General features: G+C 70.1%; 18 protein-coding genes. 15 read left to right on the plus strand and 3 right to left on the minus strand.

Going from position 1 to position 19,645, the window contains the following annotated elements; translation table 11 throughout:
- Positions 1-20 precede the first annotated feature (20 nt).
- Positions 21-1,214 carry an acyl-CoA dehydrogenase family protein gene (locus tag ACWGKQ_RS24620; protein ID WP_453294089.1) on the minus strand — a complete coding sequence of 398 codons (1,194 nt, stop codon included), beginning with the start codon at positions 1,212-1,214 and terminating at the stop codon, positions 21-23.
- Positions 1,211-2,338 (minus strand): acyl-CoA dehydrogenase family protein, encoded by a 1,128-nt coding sequence (locus ACWGKQ_RS24625; protein WP_453294090.1) that lies wholly within the window; start codon positions 2,336-2,338, stop codon positions 1,211-1,213. The genes ACWGKQ_RS24620 and ACWGKQ_RS24625 overlap by 4 nt, the downstream gene beginning before the upstream one ends.
- A gap of 195 nt (positions 2,339-2,533) precedes the next feature.
- Here ACWGKQ_RS24625 and ACWGKQ_RS24630 point away from each other — a divergent pair, with 195 nt between their 5' ends.
- The 6 genes from ACWGKQ_RS24630 (at position 2,534) to trxA (ending at position 9,764) form a co-directional block, all read left to right on the plus strand.
- Positions 2,534-3,325, plus strand: coding sequence for a FadR/GntR family transcriptional regulator (locus ACWGKQ_RS24630; RefSeq protein ID WP_453294091.1), 792 nt, complete (start codon positions 2,534-2,536; stop codon positions 3,323-3,325).
- Between the two features lie 521 nt (positions 3,326-3,846).
- A complete protein-coding gene (locus ACWGKQ_RS24635) occupies positions 3,847-4,590 on the plus strand; it encodes a hypothetical protein (RefSeq protein ID WP_453294092.1) in 744 nt (247 codons plus the stop codon).
- 155 nt (positions 4,591-4,745) lie between these two features.
- Positions 4,746-6,683: an FAD-dependent oxidoreductase gene (locus ACWGKQ_RS24640; protein ID WP_453294093.1), complete on the plus strand. Its 1,938-nt coding sequence runs from the start codon at positions 4,746-4,748 to the stop codon at positions 6,681-6,683.
- A gap of 28 nt (positions 6,684-6,711) precedes the next feature.
- Positions 6,712-7,683 (plus strand): MFS transporter, encoded by a 972-nt coding sequence (locus ACWGKQ_RS24645; protein WP_453294094.1) that lies wholly within the window; start codon positions 6,712-6,714, stop codon positions 7,681-7,683.
- Between the two features lie 17 nt (positions 7,684-7,700).
- A complete protein-coding gene (locus ACWGKQ_RS24650; protein ID WP_453294095.1) occupies positions 7,701-9,404 on the plus strand; it encodes a UGSC family (seleno)protein in 1,704 nt (567 codons plus the stop codon).
- Between the two features lie 33 nt (positions 9,405-9,437).
- Positions 9,438-9,764 (plus strand): thioredoxin, encoded by a 327-nt coding sequence (gene trxA / locus ACWGKQ_RS24655; RefSeq protein WP_453294096.1) that lies wholly within the window; start codon positions 9,438-9,440, stop codon positions 9,762-9,764.
- Between the two features lie 68 nt (positions 9,765-9,832).
- On the opposite strand, the gene ACWGKQ_RS24660 is transcribed toward trxA, so the two are convergent.
- On the minus strand, positions 9,833-10,612 hold the full coding sequence (locus ACWGKQ_RS24660; RefSeq protein WP_453294097.1) for an SDR family NAD(P)-dependent oxidoreductase: 780 nt from the start codon (positions 10,610-10,612) through the stop codon (positions 9,833-9,835).
- 234 nt (positions 10,613-10,846) lie between these two features.
- Between ACWGKQ_RS24660 and ACWGKQ_RS24665 the strand changes: the two genes are divergently transcribed.
- The 9 genes from ACWGKQ_RS24665 (at position 10,847) to ACWGKQ_RS24705 (ending at position 19,634) form a co-directional block, all read left to right on the plus strand.
- Positions 10,847-11,872: a GDSL-type esterase/lipase family protein gene (locus ACWGKQ_RS24665; protein WP_453294098.1), complete on the plus strand. Its 1,026-nt coding sequence runs from the start codon at positions 10,847-10,849 to the stop codon at positions 11,870-11,872.
- Between the two features lie 78 nt (positions 11,873-11,950).
- On the plus strand, positions 11,951-12,742 hold the full coding sequence (locus ACWGKQ_RS24670) for an SDR family NAD(P)-dependent oxidoreductase (RefSeq protein ID WP_453294099.1): 792 nt from the start codon (positions 11,951-11,953) through the stop codon (positions 12,740-12,742).
- 9 nt (positions 12,743-12,751) lie between these two features.
- Complete coding sequence (locus ACWGKQ_RS24675; RefSeq protein WP_453294100.1) at positions 12,752-13,453, plus strand: SDR family NAD(P)-dependent oxidoreductase; 702 nt, start codon at positions 12,752-12,754, stop codon at positions 13,451-13,453.
- A gap of 251 nt (positions 13,454-13,704) precedes the next feature.
- On the plus strand, positions 13,705-14,535 hold the full coding sequence (locus tag ACWGKQ_RS24680; protein ID WP_453294101.1) for an IclR family transcriptional regulator: 831 nt from the start codon (positions 13,705-13,707) through the stop codon (positions 14,533-14,535).
- A 126-nt stretch (positions 14,536-14,661) separates the two neighbouring features.
- Positions 14,662-15,462, plus strand: coding sequence for a 2-keto-4-pentenoate hydratase (locus ACWGKQ_RS24685; protein WP_453294102.1), 801 nt, complete (start codon positions 14,662-14,664; stop codon positions 15,460-15,462).
- Positions 15,462-16,403, plus strand: coding sequence for an acetaldehyde dehydrogenase (acetylating) (locus ACWGKQ_RS24690; protein WP_453294103.1), 942 nt, complete (start codon positions 15,462-15,464; stop codon positions 16,401-16,403). The genes ACWGKQ_RS24685 and ACWGKQ_RS24690 overlap by 1 nt, the downstream gene beginning before the upstream one ends.
- Positions 16,400-17,410: a 4-hydroxy-2-oxovalerate aldolase gene (gene dmpG, locus ACWGKQ_RS24695; RefSeq protein ID WP_453294104.1), complete on the plus strand. Its 1,011-nt coding sequence runs from the start codon at positions 16,400-16,402 to the stop codon at positions 17,408-17,410. The genes ACWGKQ_RS24690 and dmpG overlap by 4 nt, the downstream gene beginning before the upstream one ends.
- A gap of 165 nt (positions 17,411-17,575) precedes the next feature.
- Positions 17,576-18,463 (plus strand): alpha/beta fold hydrolase, encoded by an 888-nt coding sequence (locus ACWGKQ_RS24700; RefSeq protein ID WP_453294105.1) that lies wholly within the window; start codon positions 17,576-17,578, stop codon positions 18,461-18,463.
- Positions 18,453-19,634 (plus strand): hydroxylase, encoded by a 1,182-nt coding sequence (locus tag ACWGKQ_RS24705; protein ID WP_453294106.1) that lies wholly within the window; start codon positions 18,453-18,455, stop codon positions 19,632-19,634. Before ACWGKQ_RS24700 ends, ACWGKQ_RS24705 begins: the two co-directional genes overlap by 11 nt.
- Positions 19,635-19,645 lie beyond the last annotated feature (11 nt).

A 19,645-nucleotide genomic window follows, 5' to 3' on the forward strand; every position in this document is an offset into this window, starting at 1 on the left:
CAGCCTCATCGTGTCTCCTGTCAGACCGAGGGCATGCCGGGGTCGCGGGGGAGCCCGAGGACCTGTTCGGCGAGGGTGTTGCGCTGGATCTCGGCGGTGCCCGCCCCGATCGTGGAGGCCCGCGTGCGCAGGAAGCCGTGGAGCCACCTGCCGCGCTGCACCGCTTCCTCGGACCCGGGTCCCAGCAGGCCGGCCGGGCCGAGCACGTCGACGGCGAACTCGTGGATGTCCTGCTCGAACTGGGAGATGTGCAGCCGTGCCACGGAGGAGACGGGGCCCGGCTCCCCATGGGTGAGGATGTCGGAGATCGTGCGCTGCCCGTTGTAGTGCATGATCCGTGCCCGGATCTCGAAGTCCGCCATCCGGTCCCGCACCTCCGCGTCCTCCAGCGCGCCGCGTTCCGCGAGGAGCTGCCGGAGTTCGCCGAGGACGCGCCGGTAGGTCGCGGCCTGGTTCATGGCGCCGGCGGCGCGCTCGTGCCCCAGGCTCGTGCGGACCAGCGGCCAGCCCCCGTTCTCCTCGCCGACACGGTCGGCGACCGGTACCCGGACGTCGTCGAAGAACACCTCCGCGAACAGGTGCCCCCCGGTCAGGTCGCGCAGCGGACGGACGTCCACGCCCGGAGCGTGGGCGTCGACGACGAGGTAGGTGATCCCGCGCTGCCGCGACTCGCGCGTCCCCGTGCGCACGAGCGTGAAGAAGACGTCCGCTCTGGCGGCGTGGCTGGTCCACACCTTCTGCCCGTTCACCACGTACACCTCGCCTTCGCGGCGTGCGGTGGTGCGCAGGCCCGGCAGGTCGGAACCGGCCTCCGGCTCGGAGTAGCCCTGCGCCCACACGGTGTCCCCGCGCAGCATGGACGGCAGCCAGCGCCGGCGCTGCTCGTCGGTGCCGTACTTGATGATCGTCGGTGCGGCGATGCCCAGGCCCGTTCCGACCGGGCCGGGCACCCGGGCGCGCGCCAGTTCCTCCTGGTACACGACCTGATGGGCGAACGGCAGGTTCATCCCGCCGTACTCCTCGGGCCAGCTCGGCCCGGCGAAGCCGTGGTCGAAGAGGGCGGCCTGCCAGGCACGTGTCCAGGTGAAGCGCTCCTCGGGATCCCGTGGCCGCCGCCCGGGCCCGTGGCCGGCGAGGAACTCCCGCAGCCGGGAACGGAAGACGTCGAGCGACTCCGGGTTCCGGGGGAGGGGGCGGGCCGAAGCGGTCGTCATGGGCGGGCTCCTTCTGCCATGGTGAGCCGGGCGAGCCGGGCCCGTTCCTCGCGGGGTGTGCCGAACAGCAGCTCCGACGACTTGGCCCGGCGCAGATACAGATGCGCGCGGTGCTCCCAGGTGAAGCCGATCCCCCCATGTATCTGGATGTTCTCCTTCGCGGCGTGGGTGAACGCCTCCGAGCAGTAGGAGCGGGCCACGGCGGCCGCGATCGCCGCCTCGGTGCCGGGTGTGCCCACGACCGACCCGGCGAACCTGGCCGCCGACCGGGCGCACTCCACCTCGACCAGCAGCTGTGCGCACTTGTGCTTGATCGCCTGGAAGGAGCCGATGGGCCGCCCGAACTGTTCACGTGTCCTGGCATGTGCGACCGCCATGTCGAGGCAGGCGGCGGCTCCGCCGACCTGCTCCGCGGCGAGCGCCGCCCGCACGAGGTCCCGCACGGCCGCCAGCGACCCGGCGGCGTCACCGGTCCCGATCCTGGTCGCGGGGGTGGCGTCGAGGCGGATCCGTGCCAGCGGCCGGGTCGCATCCAGGGCGTCCAGCACCGTGCGGGTGAGGCCGGGCGCGGTGGCCGGGACGCCGAAGAGCCCGACGCCGTCGGAGCACCGGGCGGTCACGAGCAGCAGGTCGGCGGTATGCCCGTCCACGACGTACGTCTTCGTGCCGGAGAGCACCCAGCCGTCCGGCTCCCGCTCGGCCACGGTGGCGGGCGGGTCCGTCTCCCATGAGCCGTCCGGCTCGGCCGTCGCCAGGGTCGCGGTGAGCGCTCCCGAGACGATGTCCGGCAGCCACCGCTCCATCGCCGCCTCGTCAGCGCAGTGCGTCAGCGTCTGACCGGCCAGTACGGCCGTGGCGAAGTAGGGGCTCGGGAACAGGGCGCGGCCCATCTCCTCCAGTACGACGCCGAGTTCGGCGGGGCCGAGGCCGGCACCGCCGAACCGCTCGGGCACGGCGAGACCGGTGAGGCCGAGCTGGCCGGACAGCTGGTGCCACAGGCCTCCGTCGTACTCCTGCGGGCCGGTGCCGGCGGGCGGCGGGCTGTGGTTCGTGGCCTTGTCGTCGAGGAACGTGCGCACCAGCAGGCGCAGTTCCTCCTGTTCTGCACCGAGACTGAGGCTCATCGCGTATCCATCGACATCGTCGTGCCCTTCACGCGTCCTGACCCTAACAGTGATCGGATAAATCAGTAAACTGATTGCGGCGTCAAGGGTGGACGACCGTCCCGCTCAGCGGACGGGCGGCCTGGGCGGGATGCGGCCGGACGTCCTTGCCTCGTTCCCGGTAATGAGGTTCTCCGAGCAAGTACACTCATTGTCATGAGTGCCACATTGGGGCCAGTCGGTCAGACGGTCCGCGCGCCCAAGACGGCGGAGCTGATCGCCGCGCAACTGCGCCGGCGCATCGTCCAGGGTGAGCTGACGCCCGGCGAGACGCTGCCGCCCGAGATACAGCTCATGGAGCAGTTCGGCGTCTCGCGGCCCACCCTGCGCGAGGCCTTCCGCATCCTCGAGGCCGAGATGCTCATCAGCGTCCGCCGCGGCAGCCGGGGCGGCGCTCAGGTCATGGCCCCGGACTTCTCCGTCGCGGCCCGGCACGTCGGACTGCTCCTGCAGATGCAGGGGACCACCGTCGACGACGTCTACGAGGCCCGGATGATCGCCGAGCCGGCGTGCGCGCGCATGCTGGCCAAGCGCCGCACCAAGCAGGACCTCACCGACCTCGGCGAGGTGGTGGCGGAACTCCAGTCGGCCGTGGAGTCGAAGGACGACGCCGTGCCCGACCCGGCGTTGTGGTCGCGCCTGACGTACCGGTTCCATGAACTGATCATGGAGCGCTGCGGCAACAAGACCATGGCCGTCCAGGGAGCGGTCCTCCAGGAGATCGTGGCGACCCATCTCGAGATGCGGGTCTCGCGCAACTTCGACAAGACGGAGTCGCCCGAGCGTTTCCAGCGGGCCATCAAGGCCTACAAGCGTCTCGTGGTGCTGGTGGAGGCCCGGGACGCCGAGGGCGCCGAGCGGCACTGGCGCACGCACATGAAGGTCGCGGGCACCTACCTCCTCAAGGACGACCTGCACAACAAGCCCGTGGTGGACCTCTTCGCCTGATCCGAGGCGTCGCCCGCACCTGCCTCGCGGACATCTCCTCGTGGCGGTGCGGGCCGGGGCCCGGGCGACCACGGGCTTCGCAAGACGTGTCGCGGGGGCTTTGCAAGACGTGTCCCGGTCAGCGGGACTCGGGGCCGACGGCTGATCGGCGCCACCTACTCTCCTCCTGTTGGATCCAGCCGACCGGGCATCACGCCCATCGGGACGGACTGAGACCCAGGAGAGCCGCGATGCGACGCGACCATGACCTCACCAGGACGAGGCAGCCGAACTCCCGCATCAGCGCCGGCACGCTTGCCTTAACTCGCTGACGAGCCCGCGCTCCCGCACGTCCGCTTCCCCGGAATCCGAGGGATCCCCCGCAGCTTGCGGAGCCTCTTCCGGCGGCATCACCGGCTCTCCGCGTCAACGGCGCCCCTCGGATCGCCGTCCCCCGGATCGCCGTCCCCTCCTCGCCTCGGTGAGCCACGTCCTCGGCGCCCGGGCGGCACCCGACCATGCGACGGATCAAGGGAGATCCCATGGACGAAAAGCTGAAGTTCAAGCTCTATCGTTTGTCGGTCTGGTGCGGCGTGGTGGTGGTCATAGCCAACACGCTCGCGTTCTCGGTCTTCGGGCACCTCTCGCCGCCCGTCTCGCCCTCGGACAACGCACAGCAGGTGGCCGACTTCCTGACGGAACACCGGACCGGCATCCTGTGGGCCGTGGTCACGATGGGCGTCTTCGCCCCGTTCTTCTACCCGTTCGCGGTCATCACGAGCCTGCAGATGCGCCGGATCGAAGGCGGCTGGGGCCTGTTGTCGATGATCCAGCTGACGACCGCGGTCGTCGCACCCACGGGATGGGTCTACCCGCTCGCCGTGCTGGCCACCGCCGCCTACCGGCCGCACCGCAGCCCCGAGTTGATGCAGCTGCTCAGCGACCAGTTCTGGCTCACGTACGTGGGAGTCGCCGTCATCTTCGTCATCAACGTCGCGGTGATCGGTCTGTCGGCCCTCATCGACCGCCGGCCCGAGCCGGTGTTCCCGCGGTGGTTCGGCTGGCTGAACCTCGTGCTGGCGGTCTCCTTCTTCCCCGGGGTCTTCGTGTACGTGGCGACCGACGGTCCGTTCGCCTGGGACGGGCTGTTCACGGTCCTGATCCCGTCCATCGCGTTCGTCGTCTGGAAGATCGCGATGATCATCGTGCTGCTGCGAGCGGTCAAGTCCGAGGAGCGCGAGGCGCTGGGACGACAGACGGCCGTACCCGCACCCGCGACGGCCTGAGGGCGTACGGAGGGCGAACCGAACTCCCCGATATGTGAGTGGAGTTCGGCTCACCTGCGTCTTGATGCCTCATCCATGAGTAGATTAAGTTAACTCAATAACCTTGATATGTGGCTGCCCGTCAGGTGCGGGTACGTCGGCAGGGAAGGAGCCGTATGGCCGGGAAAGGCAGGCTCGCGACGGGAGCGTCACCGCACGTGGACAAGGCGTTCATCGACCGGGCGCTGGACGACGCCGACCTCAACGCGCTGAGGCTCGCGCTGTACCAAGCCACCGGAGACGAGACCCTGCTCGAACTACCGCTCAAGACCACCCCCATGTACGGCGGCGCCCTCAAGCAGACCGTCCTGGCGGAGGAGGCCGTGGCGCCCCTGCGGGCCAGGGCGACGGAGTTCCTCCTCGGGACGACCGCCGGTTTCACCGAGGTGAAGCCGGACGACGTCGAACTGCGCCGTATGTACGAGGCGTTCCGCAACGAGGAGCTCACCGACCGGGACTGGTCCTACCGCCGCGACCTCGCCGCCTTCGACGACCACCCCCGGCTGGCCCGGTGGACGGGAGCCAGGCCGTCCATCCCCGAGGGCTTCCAGGTGGTGGTCATCGGCGCCGGATTCGGCGGCATGGCCGTGGCCGTCCAGCTGGAACAGCTCGGCATCCCCTACACGGTCTACGAGCGGCGCCCGGAGCTGGGCGGCACCTGGAGCATCAACGCCTACCCGGACGTGCGGGTGGACACCACCAACTTCCTCTACCAGTTCTTCTTCGAGAAGAACTACCCGTGGACCGAGTACTTCGCGCGGGCCGGCGAAGTGCGCGACTACCTTCAGCACGTGGCCAAGAAGCACGGCGTCTTCGAACGCATCAGCTTCGACAGCGATGTGCAGGAAGCCGCCTTCGACGCGACGACGGGCCGGTGGACGATCGACGCCGTCATCGACGGCCGGCCGCAACAGCTCAGCGCCAACGTCGTGGTGAGCGCGAGCGGGCTGTTCGCCACGCCCAAGCGCCTCGACACGCCCGGCATCGAGGATTTCGGCGGCGAGATCGTGCACACCGCCGAATGCACGGGCCAGGAGCGGCTGGACGGCCGTGACGTCGCCATCATCGGCAACGGCTCGACCGGTGTGCAGATGATGTCCGAGGTGCGCAGCCGGGCCCGGAGCGTGGGCGTCTTCCAGCGCACCCCGCAGTGGATCAGCCCGCGCGAGCGCTACGGCGAGCCCATCTCCCCGGAGACCCGCTGGCTGCTGGACACGATGCCCTACTACTGGAACTGGTACTGCTACTCGATCGCGACCCTGCGGCTGGGCGGCCAGGTCCTCCAGGAGCCGGACCCTGAGTGGCAGGCCGCGGGCGGCCTCGTCAACGAGGGCAACGACGGCTATCGCGCGAGCCTCACCCAGTACGTGAAGTCGAAGCTGGGCGACCGCCCCGACCTGTGGGAGAAGCTCATCCCGAGCCATGCGCCCATGGCCCGCCGGCTCATCGTCGACAACAACTGGTACTCCTCGCTGCTGGAGGACAACGTCGAGCTGGTCACGGAGAAGATCGAGCGGTTCACCCCGACGGGCATCCGCACGGCCGACGGCAAGGAGCGCCCCTACGACCTCGTCTTCACGGCCACCGGGTTCGCCACCCAGAAGTACCTGTGGCCGACTCGCTATCGCGGCCTGGCCGCGGAGACGCTGGAGGAGCGCTGGAGCGACCCCGCGGGCGGCGGCCCGCGTGCCTACCTCAGCCTCACGGTGCCCGACTTCCCGAACCTGTTCATCATGTACGGCCCCAACTCGCAGAACCGGGCCGGGTCGTTGATCGTGTGGATGGAGACCTGGGCGCGTTACACGGCCGAGGGGCTGGTCGCCCTCATCGAGGGGGGCCACCGCTACCTGACGGTCCGCAAGGAGGTCTTCGAGGACTACAACCGCCGTCTCGACGAGGCGATGCTCTCCCTCATCTGGTACGACGAGGGCTCCAGGGACCGCAACTACTACGTGAACGAGTTCGGCCGACAGCAGGTCAACGTGCCGTGGCGGCTGGAGGAGTACCACGAGCTCCTGGCGAAGTTCCGGCCGGAGGACTACGACTTCGCCTGAGGACGGGATGCGATGAAGGCGGTCCGTTGTGTGCCGCCGGGAGCCGAGGTCGTCGAGACCGACGAGCCCGGCGGGCGGCGGCCGCAGACGCGGACGGTTCCAGGCACTCATCCCCCTGGGTTCGAGCCTGGGGGTCGCCGTCTCCCCGGCGGTGGTCGGCCTGCTGGTGACGGTTCTCGGCACGAAGGACATGGCGCACTGGGGCTGGCGTATCCCGCTGCTGCTGTCCGCGGCGATGACGCTCGCGGTGGTGGTCTACCGGGTACGGGTCGAGGACTCCCCGGAGTTCCGTTCCCTGGCCGAGGCGGCAGCGGTCGAACGGTCGCCCGTGCGCACCGCGCTGCGCGGTCACTGGCGCATGATCACGGTCTCGGCCGTGCTCAACCTCGTCGTCACCATGGTGCTCGGCGTGCTGGTCAACTACATGAGCGTCTACCTGCTTTCGGTCCTGGGCGTGCCGGCCCTCAAGGTGTACTGGCTGTCGGCGGCCTGCCTGTTCCTCGGGGCCGGCGGGTTCCTCGTGGGCGGCTGGTGGACCGACCGCTTCGGACGCCGGTCGGCGATGCTGCTGGGCCTCGGCGGTTCGGCCGCCCTGGTCTTCCCCGTGCTGTACGGCATGCGGAGTGTGCGCTCCGGTGGCGCCTGGGCGCTCGTCGCGGCCGGCGCCCTGTACGTCCTGGCGCTCGCGTTCAGCTACGCGGCCGCGCCGTCGATGTACGTCACGTTGACCCAGGCGTTCCCCACCCGGGTGCGCTACACGGCGGTGGCGTTCGCCTACAACGCCGGCGCCGTCGCGGGCGGTGGTCTCACGCCCTATCTGGCCGCCCAGCTGACCCGGACGGCGGGGCCGCGGGCGGCGGGGTGGCTGGTGGTCGCCGCCGCGGTCACCGGGGTCACGGTGATGTGGCTGCTGACGTCGAGGTCCCGGCCGTCGGCAATCTCCGACCGGAGTATTGACGAACCCAATGAGTTCAATCGTATAACTGATACAGATAACTAAATCCAGGAGGAGAAGCCGTGACGACCGAAGCCGGCGTAGACCAGGCCACCTTCGAGGTGGTCAATCCGACCGCGGACAAGCTGGACTCCGCGGAGACCTCCCTGGCCCCGCGACTGGACACACTCAACGGCAAGGTGCTGGGCCTGCTGTCCAACAGCAAGCCCAATGCCGAGATCGCGCTCCAGGCGGTGGCGGAGAAGATCAAGGAGACCTACCCGGATCTCAAGATCCGCCTCTACCCCGGCTCCATCCGCTTCGAACCCGGGCTGCTGCGGCGGGCCATCGAGGAGAGCGACGCCCTCGTCGGCGCCACGGCCGACTGCGGTGCCTGCACGTCCTGGCTGATCCACGACGGCGCGCAGGCCGAGAAGGCGGGCGTCCCCCAGGTCACGATCGTGGCCCGGGGCTTCGAGCGCGACACGGACACCAGCGCCAAGGTGTTCGGCGTCCCCGGGCTGCAATACGTGGTCGTGCCCCGCGTCTTCACCGCCCTCACGCCGGAACAGGCGACCGAGCAGACGCTGCCGGTGGCGGACGACGTCATCAAGGCCCTCACCCAGACTCCCGCCGCCGCCCCGGCCGACACCGCCGGGCAGGAAGACGCCGAGGAGTGGCAGGAGACGTACACCTTCCGCGGCCAGGACCCGGTGGCGGCCGTCGAAGCCTTCAACGAGTTCTATCTCCAGAAGGACTTCGGTGACGGGCTGCCGCTCCACCCGCCGACCCGGGCGAAGGTGGAGGCCATCATCGAGGCCCAGGGGCGGCCCCGGGACGAACTGATCCTCACCGTCCCGCCGTTGCACGGCCACGGAACCCTGGAGCGGATCGCGGTCAACGCCGCCATGGCCGGGTGCCGTCCTGAGGAGCTGCCCGTGGTCATCGCCGCGCTCAAGGCGATCCACGCCTGCCCCCCTCCGATGAACCTCTCGGTCCTGATGTCGACCGGCGCCTTCGCGCCCGTGATCCTCGTCAACGGGCCGCTCGTGAAGAAGCTCGGCATCAACAGCGGGCGCAGCCCGCTCGGGCCGGGCCTCAACAACCGGGTCAACATCCGCATCGGGCGGGCGGTCGCCCTGACGCTGCGCAACCTCGGCGCGTGGATACCGGGACGCATGGACCTCGACACCATCGGTACCGTGCGCAAGAACATCCAGGTGTTCGGCGAGAACGAGGACGAGAGTCCCTGGGAGCCGTACCAGGTCGGCAACGGCCTGCGGCCCGACGACAGCACCGTGACAGTGGTGCACACCGTGGGGGAGTGGGACCTCGGTTCCAACCACGGACCGGCGGACCGCCGTATCCGGTCCATCGCGGCGCGCACCCCCACGCTCACCCAGGTCGGTTTCATGACGAGCACCCTGGCCGGCCTCGAAGGCAACGAGGACGGGCTGTTCTACCTGCTGCCCCCGGAGACGGCGCGGAAGTTCGCCGACGCGGGGCTGAGCAAGGACGCGGTCAGGAGGTTTCTGCTGCACAACATCCGGCCGCGGATCTGGGACGTCGTCGCGCCGTTCATCGACTTCCGGGAGCGCGGCCTGGTCCGGCCCGAGTGGGAGTGGATGTTCCAGCTCACCCCCGAGGAGCAGCGGACCCAGACGATCCAGGCGTTCAACGACCCGGCCGCTATCAACATCGTCGTCGCCGGGCACGGCACGCCCAAGGAGTTCGTCTTCGGCACGATGACCACGCCGATCACCGTGAAGATCGCCGCCCTCGCGTAGTCGCGCGCGCAGGCGGAGGAAGGAAGCACGCTCATGGCAGCAGTCGTCCGCGCGGTCGGTGACGACGACTTCGACGAGGCCGTCCGGGGGGCCGGGCGACCGGTGCTCGTGGACTTCTGGGCTCCGTGGTGCGGCCCGTGCCGGGCGATGGGACCCATCCTCGACGCGCTGGCCGAGGCGCACGAAGGGGCCCTCGACATCGTGAAGGTCAATCTGGACGAGAGCCCGCGGGCGGCCCAGCGGCACGGTGTCTCCTCGATCCCCGCGCTCCTGTTGTTCTCCGATGGGGAGGTAGTGACGACGCTGGTGGGGGCCAAGCCCCGCACGATGATCGAGAAGGCCATCGCCGAGTACCTGTGAGGCGCGAGAGCGGCGGGCCGGTGCGGACCCCTGGTTTCCGGGGCCGCACCGGCCCGTCTGCGCATGCGTCAGAGGTTGTAGGCGAACTTCCGGGCCGCGCCGCCGTCGACCACCAGGGTCTGGCCCGTGATCCAGGACGAGAGGTCCGTCAGGAAGAACAGGATGGCCGACGCGATGTCGCTCGTCCTGCCCACCCGACCCAACGGCACCTGTCCGGCGGCCCTGTCGTAGTAGTCGGGCTCGGGGTGCCGCTCGGCCACGCGAGGGGTCGCCGTCTGACCGGGGGCCACGACGTTCACCCGGATGTCCGGGCCGAGTTCGAGGGACGCCGTACTGACCAGGTTGACCAGGCCCGCCTTCGCCGCGCCGTACACGGCGTGCTGAGGGGCGGACCGCAGACCCGAGACGGAACCGACGAACACCATCGAGCCGCCCTCCGTCATGGCCTTCGCGCCGATCTGAAGGGCGAGGAAGACATGACGGAGGTTCAGATCGAGCCCGCGCTGCCAGAGTTCGTCGGTCACCTCGCCCAGCGGGCCGTTGTCGGAGATGCCGACGATGTCCGCCAGCCCGTGCAGCGGACCGAAGCGTGCGACGGCCCCGGCGACCAGCCGCTCCACATCCGCGCGGTTGGTGGCGTCGCCGGTGAGGGCCAGGCCGTCGACCTCGTCGGCGACCGCCGCGGCGCGCTCGGGGTCCCGGTCGACCACGGACACCCTGGCACCGATGTTCGCCGCGGCGAGGCAGGTCTGCCGGCCGATGCCCAGCCCCCCGCCGAGTACGAGGACATGCCTGCCCTTGAGATCGATCAGACTGCGGTAGTCGGGCGTGAGTTCGGTGATGCCCATCGTGCCTCCCTCTCTGCCGAGGGGCCGGTCCGCAAGACGCCGCAGAAGGTGCTGACACGTTCCTTGACGCCCGCTGGAGCCACCTCGTTAATATAGCCATATCCGTTAAAGAAGTTAGATGAATAAGCGAGAAGTGTTCAACGCCCCGGCCGAAGTCCGGAGTTGGGGGAGCGGGAAACCGCGACCGTGCCGCACGGATCCGCGTCCGCCGCCCGATGGAGAGGTGAACCCCGAATGATCCAGGTGCAGCCGGAACCCTTTCTCCGTGGTGTGCTGCCGGGACTGTCGTGGGCCGACGGCGGCTCACGACTGCCGCTCGCGGGGTGCGCGAAGCTGACGGCCGACACCGTGCGGGCCGCCCGCGTGCCGGCCGGCGTCCATCTGGCCTTCACCGGCCCGGTGTCGACGGTCGAGCTGACGGTGGAGGTGGGGGAGCGGACGGCGGTGCCGGCCCCCACCGTCCCCGAGGGATTCGTCGTACGAGTGCCGGGGAGTCCCTCCAGCGTGGTGCCGTTGCCCTCCCGGGGCGGAACGGTGCGTGTGCGACTGCCGGAGCGGGAGCGGGAGCGGGACCGTGTGGTGCGGGTGTACCTGCCCGAGTCGGTCGAGGTGACGGTGGCCGGCCTCGCGGGCGACCACCGTCCGGAACCAGCTGCGCGGGGCCCCCTCTGGGTGGTCTACGGCGACTCCATCACGCAGGGCTGGTCGGTCACGGAGCCCGGCCTGGCGTGGCCCTCACAGATCGCCGACACCCTCGGGCTCGACCTGGTCAACCTCGGCTTCGCGGGGGCGGCGCGCGGCGAGCTCCTGACCGCCGACGTGCTCGCCGCTTCCGGGGCGGAGGCCGTCACCTTGGCCTGGGGAACCAACGCCTACTCGTCCCTGCCGACCAGCACCGCCCAGATCGCCGAGACGATGCGGCTCTACCTCACCGCCGTGCGCGAAGGCCTGCCCGAGGTGCCGGTCGTGGTGGTGAGCCCGATCGTCCGCCCGGACGCCGAGCACGTCCCCAACCGGTTCGGCGCGAGCCTCGCCGATCTCCGTGCCGCTCTGGAGGGGGCGGTGCGCCGGTTCGCCGAGGCGAACGGGGACGACCGGGTGACGCTCGTGCCGGGACGGGACCTCGTAGCACCCGAACACCTCGTGGACGGAATCCATCCAGGGGACGCGGGGCACCGCAGCCTCGCCGAGGGCGTCGTCCCGTACGTCGCCGCAGGGCTCGGACGGGGCGTCGTACCCGTGAGTGTGGGGGCGACATGACGAGCCGTTCGAAGCGCGCCCGCCGCCCTAGTGACCGCACCAGCGCAGCACCGCCGTACCACGGCGGGGAGGAGTGAGATGGACCCGTCGAACGTGTTCCGGCTGACCGGAAAGGTGGCTGTCGTCACCGGCGCGGGCAGCGGCATCGGGCGAGCGAGCGCGGGTGTGCTCGCCGTGGCCGGCGCCCGGGTCGTCGTCGCCGATCTGGACCTGGCGGGCGCCGAGGAGACCGTGGCCGGCATCAAGGAGGAGGGCGGGGAGGCCGTGGCCCGCCAGGTCGACGTGTCGGACCCGGCCGCCATGGGCGCGTTGGTCGACGAGGCCGTCTCCGGACTCGGACGGCTGGACGTCCTCGTCAACAACGCGGGCATCATGATCCGCCGTCCGCTCGCCGAGGTCCCGCCGGACGAGTTCGACCACATCCTGTCGGTCAACCTCAAGAGCGTTCTCTACGGCAGCCAGGCCGCGGCACGGGTGATGCGGCCGGGGTCGAGCATCGTCAACACCCTCTCCACGATCATCGACTTCGCCACCGCCGGCACCGGCTCCTACGCCGCAGCCAAGAAAGGCGGCGAAGCGCTGACCCGGACCTTCGCCGTCGAACTGGGGCCCCGGGGCATCCGGGTCAACGGCGTCGCACCCGGCTGGACGGACACCGGCATCACCCGGCAGCGACACGTGGACGACACGGGCGAGTTCCAGCAGAGCGGGTTCAACGAACTCGCGAGCAGGATGGCAGCCGCCGCTCCCCTGGGAACGGTGGCCGAAGCCATCGACTCCGCGTACGCCGTGCTCTATCTGGCCTCGGACGCGAGCCGCTGCGTGACCGGACACGTGATCCGCGTCAACGGCGGCGCGTCCATGGCCTGAGGGGCGATCATGACAGGAAGACTGCACGGCAAGGTGGCGCTGATCACCGGATCAGCGCGCGGTCAAGGCGCCTGCGAGGCCGCTCTGTTCGCGCGGGAGGGCGCCGAGGTCGTCGTCAGCGACGTACTGGACGATCTCGGTGCGGCGACCGCACGTTCGGTGGCGGGCTGCTACCTCCACCTCGACGTCACCTCCGTCGCGGACTGGAGCGCCGCCGCCGACACCGTCCGCGAGCGGTTCGGGCGGCTGGACGTCCTGGTCAACAACGCGGGGATCGCACCCGCACGGCTGGGCCGGGTGGACGAGCTCGACGTCGAGGATCACCTCCGGCTCTTCGACGTCAACGTCCACGGCGCCTTCTACGGCATCCGCGCCCTGCTGCCCCTGCTGCGGAAGGGCCGCGGCGCCTCGATCGTCAACGTGTCCTCGATCGACGGGCTGACCGGCATCGGCTCGATGGCGAGCTATGTCGCGTCGAAGCACGCGCTGACCGGGCTCACCCGGTCGATGGCGATCGATCTGGGCCCCCTCGGGATCCGGGTCAACTCCCTGCACCCGGGGGTCGTCGACACACCTCTGGTCCGCTCGATCGGCGAGGCCAGGTCGGCGAGGCTGGCCCGCACCGTGGGACGGCAGCCCCTGGCCCGGATGGGCCGGTCCGAGGAGGTCGCGGCCCTGGCCCTCTTCCTCGCCTCGGACGAGGCGTCGTAGTGCACCGGGTCCCAGTTCACCGCCGACGGCGGTCATCTCGCGGGCCCCTACCGGGAGTTACCTGTCTGATCAAGGCCCGGCCGACCGGCCGGGACGAGCCGCTTCGACCAAGAGCGGGCTCCGCCGGGAGTCCGCAGCGATCTGAAGTGATCTGACGATGCAGAGCCGATGAAGTCTTTCCCCATGAGGGACCCGTTGGACGACGCCCGGTGCCGACCAGGGCGCCGTCCAGGGATGCTCAGGAGGTCACCGTGTCCGATTCCCCGTCCAGTATGGTCGACAGGGTCGTCATGATCCTGGGTGTCTTCGAACGGTCCACCGGACCGCTCAACCTGGGGCAGATCAGCGCCCGCAGCGGTCTCCCGCGCTCCTCCGTGCACCGGATTCTCCAGCAGCTGGTCAACGCCCGCCTGTTGAGCAGGTACGACAACGAATACCGGCTGGGACTGCGCATGTTCGAGATCGGCAGCCTGGTCGTGCACCGCACCCGGATGAACGAGGCCGCCAGGCCCCTGTTGCAGGAACTGTGCACGGCCACCGGCCACGTGGTGCACCTGGCCGTACTCGACCGGCAGGACGTCGTCTACCTGGACAAGGTCGGCGGGAACTTCGCCAGCACCCTGCCGTCCAGGATCGGGGGCCGTTTCCCGGCCCACTGCACCGCGGTGGGCAAGTCGATCCTCGCCCACTCGCCCAAGGAGGTGGTGGACGAGTACCTCTGGAGCGATCTGGGCCGCCGTACCGAGGCGAGCATCGCCACGCCCCAGGCCCTGGAAGCCGTCCTCGCGCGGATCCGCAGCACGGGATACGCCACGGAGACCGGCGAGTCCGTCTCGGGGGTGTCCTGCGTGGCCGCACCCGTTCTCGTCATGAACCAGGCGGTCGCCGGCATCTCGGTGTGCGGTCCCCAGGAACGCATCCGTGTCGACGAGCTGAAGTTCCACGTGAAGTGGATCGCCGCCGAGATCTCCCGCCGTCTGACGGCCACCTCCACGCCACGGCCGCGCCCGCGCCCGCTGATCACTTCTGTCCCGCTCAGCGGGCACATGGCGTCCGCAGGCGTGGCCGACGCCGGACGATGAGGGCGTGATGGACGAAGCGGCGATGACCGCGAACCCGCGACGACCGGCCCCGGCGCCGGCCCCGGCCGCGATCCGCCGGCCCCGCACACCGCGGTGCCGGTGGACCGTCGCCCGCGGAGGACACTCATGACGGCCGGGGCGGAAGCCGTGCTCGCGGCGGCCACCCGGCTGGAGCAGGCGAGTGCCACCGGGCGGGCGTGCGGGCCGGTCACCGACCTCATCGGCGGGACCGACATCGCCACCGCCTACCGGGTGCAGCAGACCGTCACCGAACGCAGGCTGGCCGCCGGTGCCCGGCTGATCGGGCGGAAGATCGGACTGACCTCCGCGGCGGTGCAGTCGCAGGTGGGCGTCGACCGGCCCGACTTCGGTGTCCTCTTCGCCGACATGCGCTACGCCGACGGTGACGTCGTGCCCTACGGCAGGCTGTTGCAGCCCAAGGCCGAGGCCGAGGTCGCGTTCCTGCTGCGCCGCGACCTCACCGACACCCGCGACCTGTCCGCGCTGCGGGAGGCCGTGGCAGCGGCCTACCCGGCCGTGGAGATCGTCGACAGCCGTATCGCCGACTGGAAGATCGGCATCACGGACACGGTGGCCGACAACGCCTCGTCCGGGGTCTTCGTGCTCGGTGACGAGGGACGGTCACTGGACGCCTTCGAACCGGTGGACACGGTCATGACGATGCGGCGCGACGGAGAGGTCGTCTCCAGCGGCACCGGGCGCGACTGCCTCGGGGACCCGCTCAACGCACTCGGCTGGCTCGCCGCGACCGCGATCGAGTTCGGTGCGCCGCTGCGCGCGGGGGACCTGGTGCTCTCCGGGGCGCTCGGGCCGATGGTCCCGGTGCTCCCCGGAGACGTCTTCGAGGTGACGATCGAGCCGCTCGGCACCATCACCGCCCGCTTCTCGGAGGACAAGGGAGAGTGATGACGGACAGGGTGGGAGTCGCGATCATCGGGTCGGGCAACATCGGAACCGACCTGCTGATCAAGATCAAACGTACCTCGAAGAACCTCGAGGCACTCGCCATGGTGGGGATCGACCCCGAGTCCGACGGACTCGCCCGCGCCGCCCGCCTCGGCGTGGCGACGACGGCGGAGGGAGTCGAGGGACTGCTCCGCATGCCGGAGTTCGAGCGGGTCCGGATCGTGCTCGACGCGACCAGCGCCGCCGCCCATGTCGCCAACGCGCGGGCGCTGGAGGGATTTGGACGGCGGCTGGTTGATCTGACACCGGCGGCGCTCGGCCCCTTCGTGATCCCTCCGGTCAACCTCGGCGAACACCTCGACGCCCCCAACATCAACATGGTGACCTGCGGCGGTCAGGCCACCATCCCGATCGTGGCCGCCGTGTCCCGGGTGACCGAGGTGCCGTACGCGGAGATCGTCGCGTCCGTCGCCTCGCGTTCCGCGGGTCCGGGCACCCGGGCCAACATCGACGAGTTCACCGAGACCACCGCGCACGCCATCGAGACGGTGGGCGGCGCCCGCCGCGGCAAGGCGATCATCATCCTCAATCCGGCCGAGCCGCCGCTGATCATGCGGGACACGGTGTTCTGCCTGGTCGGCCAGGCCGACCACGACGAGATCCGCCGGTCCGTCGCGGAGATGGTGGCCGAGGTCGCCACCTATGTGCCGGGCTACCGCCTGGTGCAGGACGTGCAGTTCACCCCGATCGAACGGGCCGAGGCCGCGACCCTGCTGCCCGAGACGGCCGGCCCGGTCGACACCAAGGTGTCGGTGTTCCTGGAGGTCGAGGGAGCCGCGCACTACCTGCCCGCCTACGCGGGCAACCTCGACATCATGACGTCCGCCGCCTTGCGCGTCGCCGAGCGGATCGTCGAGCAGGCGGAGCTGGTGGCCCGATGACCGAGATCTACGTCCAGGACGTGACCCTGCGCGACGGCATGCACGCCATCCGGCACCGCATCGAGCCCGAGCAGGTCGGCCGGATCGTCGCCGCCCTCGACCGGGCCGGAGTGGCGGCGATCGAGGTCGGCCACGGCGACGGCCTGGCCGGCGCCAGCCTCAACTACGGGCCCGGCAGCCACACCGACTGGGAGTGGATCGAGGCCGCCGTCGCCAACGCCCCCCGCGCGATCATCACGACCCTCCTGCTGCCCGGCGTCGGCACCGTCACCGAACTCCGCAAGGCCTTCGACCTCGGCGTGCGTTCCGTCCGGGTCGCCACCCACTGCACCGAGGCGGACGTGGCGGCCCAGCACATCGCTGAGGCCCGTGAACTCGGCATGGACGTCTCCGGGTTCCTGATGATGAGCCACATGCTCCCGCCGGCCGAACTCGCCCGGCAGGCGCAGCTGATGGAGTCCTACGGCGCGCACTGCGTCTACATCACCGACTCGGCCGGTCGACTCACCTCGGAGGACGTCCGCGACCGGGTCAGGGCCTACCGTGAAGTCCTCGACGAGGACACCCAGATCGGCATCCACGCTCACGAGAACCTCTCGCTCGGCGTCGCCAACTCCCTCGCCGCCGTGGAAGAAGGCGCCTACCGCGTCGACGCCTCGCTGGCCGGACAGGGCGCGGCCGCGGGCAACAACCCCATCGAGCCGTTCGTGGCGGTCGCCAACCTCAAGGGCTGGAAGACCGGTTGTGACCTGTTCACGCTGGAGGACGCCGCCGACGATCTCGTACGACCGCTCCAGGACCGTCCCGTCCGGGTGGACCGGGAGACCCTCACGATCGGCTACGCGGGCGTGTACGGCAGTTTCCTGCGCCATGCCGAGAACGCGGCCCGGCTGTACGGGGTCGACACCCGGGAGATCCTCGTCGAGGCGGGGCGCCGCCAACTCGTCGGTGGGCAGGAGGACATGCTCATCGACATCGCACTGACACTCCAGACCCAGAAGTCCTGAGGTCCCCTGCGCGAGCCTTCCCGACCCGGTCGGGGTCCAGGACCCCGGGTCGGACCACCACATCGAGCTGTCCTCCGGGTCGTCTCTCCTTCGCCCCGGACTGGGAGGCATTGGAATGGAAACGTCCCGAGCCGGAGTACGAGCGGAAGCCAGGGGTGTCGGACGATGACCGCACTCACCTTCGAGTCGACCAGGGTCACCCACGACGTGGACGGACTCACCTTCGCCAGCCACGAGGCCGGTGAGGGCGAGCCGCTGTTCCTGCTGCACGGATCCGGCCCCGGCGTCAGCGCCTGGTCGAACTTCCGCTACAACCTGCCTGTCTTCGCCGAGCACTTCCGCACGATCGCGACCGACCTCCCGGGGTTCGGCGGCAGCGACCTGCCGGAACTCACCGAGGTCTACCCGGTGGCCGCCGCGCGCCGGATCGCCGGCCTCATGGACGAACTGGGCATCGAGTCCGCGGTGTTCGTCGGCAACTCCATGGGCGGCGCGGTCGCGGCGGAGCTCGCCGCCCTGTATCCCGAACGGGTCCGCCGACTCGCTCTGATGGGATCGGGCGGACTCTCCGTGGGGCTGTTCGGCGCCGAGCCGAGCGAGGGTTTCGTACGGCTCTTCGAGTTCCTGGACGAACCCACCCGGGAGCGCATGATCGCCTGGGTCAGGACCATGGTCAGCGACCACAGCAGGATCACCGACGAACTCATCGACGAGCGTATGCACAACGCCCTGGAGGAAGGCGTCATCGACAGGACCCGGAAGATCATCGGGTCGATGTTCCATCCCTCCCTGCGGCAGAAGTACACGCCCCTGTGGACCAAGGCGGCGTCCTTCACCACCCCGACCCTGCTGCTGTGGGGGCGCGACGACCGCATGCTCCCCTACGACCAGGCGCACTTCGCCACCCGGTGGCTGCCGGAGGTCGAGCTGCACACCTTCGCCCGCTGCGGTCACTGGGTGCAGGTGGAGCGCAAGACCGAGTTCGAACGAGTGGTGCTGGAGTTCCTCACCCGGAAGACATCGGAAGCGGAAGGTGCGGGGCATGGCGCATGAAGTCGTCGAGAGAGTAGAGCAGTACGGTCCCAAGCTGGCGCAACTGGCCGTCGGGAACGAGAAGTTGGGCAAGCTGAGCGACGAGACCGTGAGTCTCCTGCGGTCCGCCGGTGTGCTGCGGCTGCTCCAGCCGACCAAGTTCGGCGGCTACGCGGCCCACCCCCGCGACTTCGCCGAAGCCGTGATGGCCGCGGCCCGGCACGACGGTGCCGCCGGCTGGGTGTGCGGGGTCGTGGGGGTCCACCCCTGGGAAGTCGCCCAGATGGACCCGCGGGTCGCCCAGGAGATCTGGGGTGAGAACCAGGACACCTGGATCGCCTCCCCCTACATGCCGAACGGGATCGCCGAGCCGGTGGACGACGGCTACGTCCTCTCCGGGCGCTGGCCCTTCTCGTCGGGGACCGATCACTGCGACTGGGTGTTCCTCGGCGCGCTCGTCGGGGACGGCAAGGGCAGGCCGGCCTCGCCGCCGAGCGTCCTGCACGTGATCCTGCCCAGGCCGTCGTACGAGATCGTCGACGACACCTGGGACGTCATCGGACTGTCCGGCACCGGCAGCAAGGACGTCGTCGTCGACGGCGCGTTCATCCCCGCCTACCGGACCGTCAACCAGGACGAGGTGTCGGCCGGGGAGGCGGCGGCGGGCAACGGCGTCACCGAAGCCCTCTACCGGCTGCCGTTCACCTCGATGTTCCCGCTCGGGATCACCTCGGCCGTCATCGGCATCTGCGAGGGAGCCCTCGACGTCCATCTGGCCCAGCAGCGCGACCGGGTCGCGGTGACCGGTGTGCAGGTGCGCGACGACCCGTACGTGCTCTACTCGGCGGGCGAGGCCGCCGCGGAGATCGCTGCCTCCCGTGTGCAGCTGATCGACGGGATCAGCCAGGTGTACGACCAGGTCGCGGCCGGAGAGCCGGTGTCCGTCGAGGAGCGCTCCAGGGTCCGGCGCAACCAGGTGCGTTGCGCCTGGCGGGCGGTGTCGGCCCTCGACGAGATCTTCGCGAGGTCCGGCGGCAACGTCATCCGGCGTGACAACCCGCTGCAGCGCTACTGGCGGGACGCGCACGTCGGCCTGGCCCACATGATCCACGTCCCGGGTGCGGCCTACCACGCCAACTCCCTGGCCCAGATGGGTCTCGAACTGCCTCCGCAACTGCGGGTGCTGATCTGAATTCCGGCGCC

This window comes from Streptomyces sp. NPDC054770 (assembly GCF_053611985.1).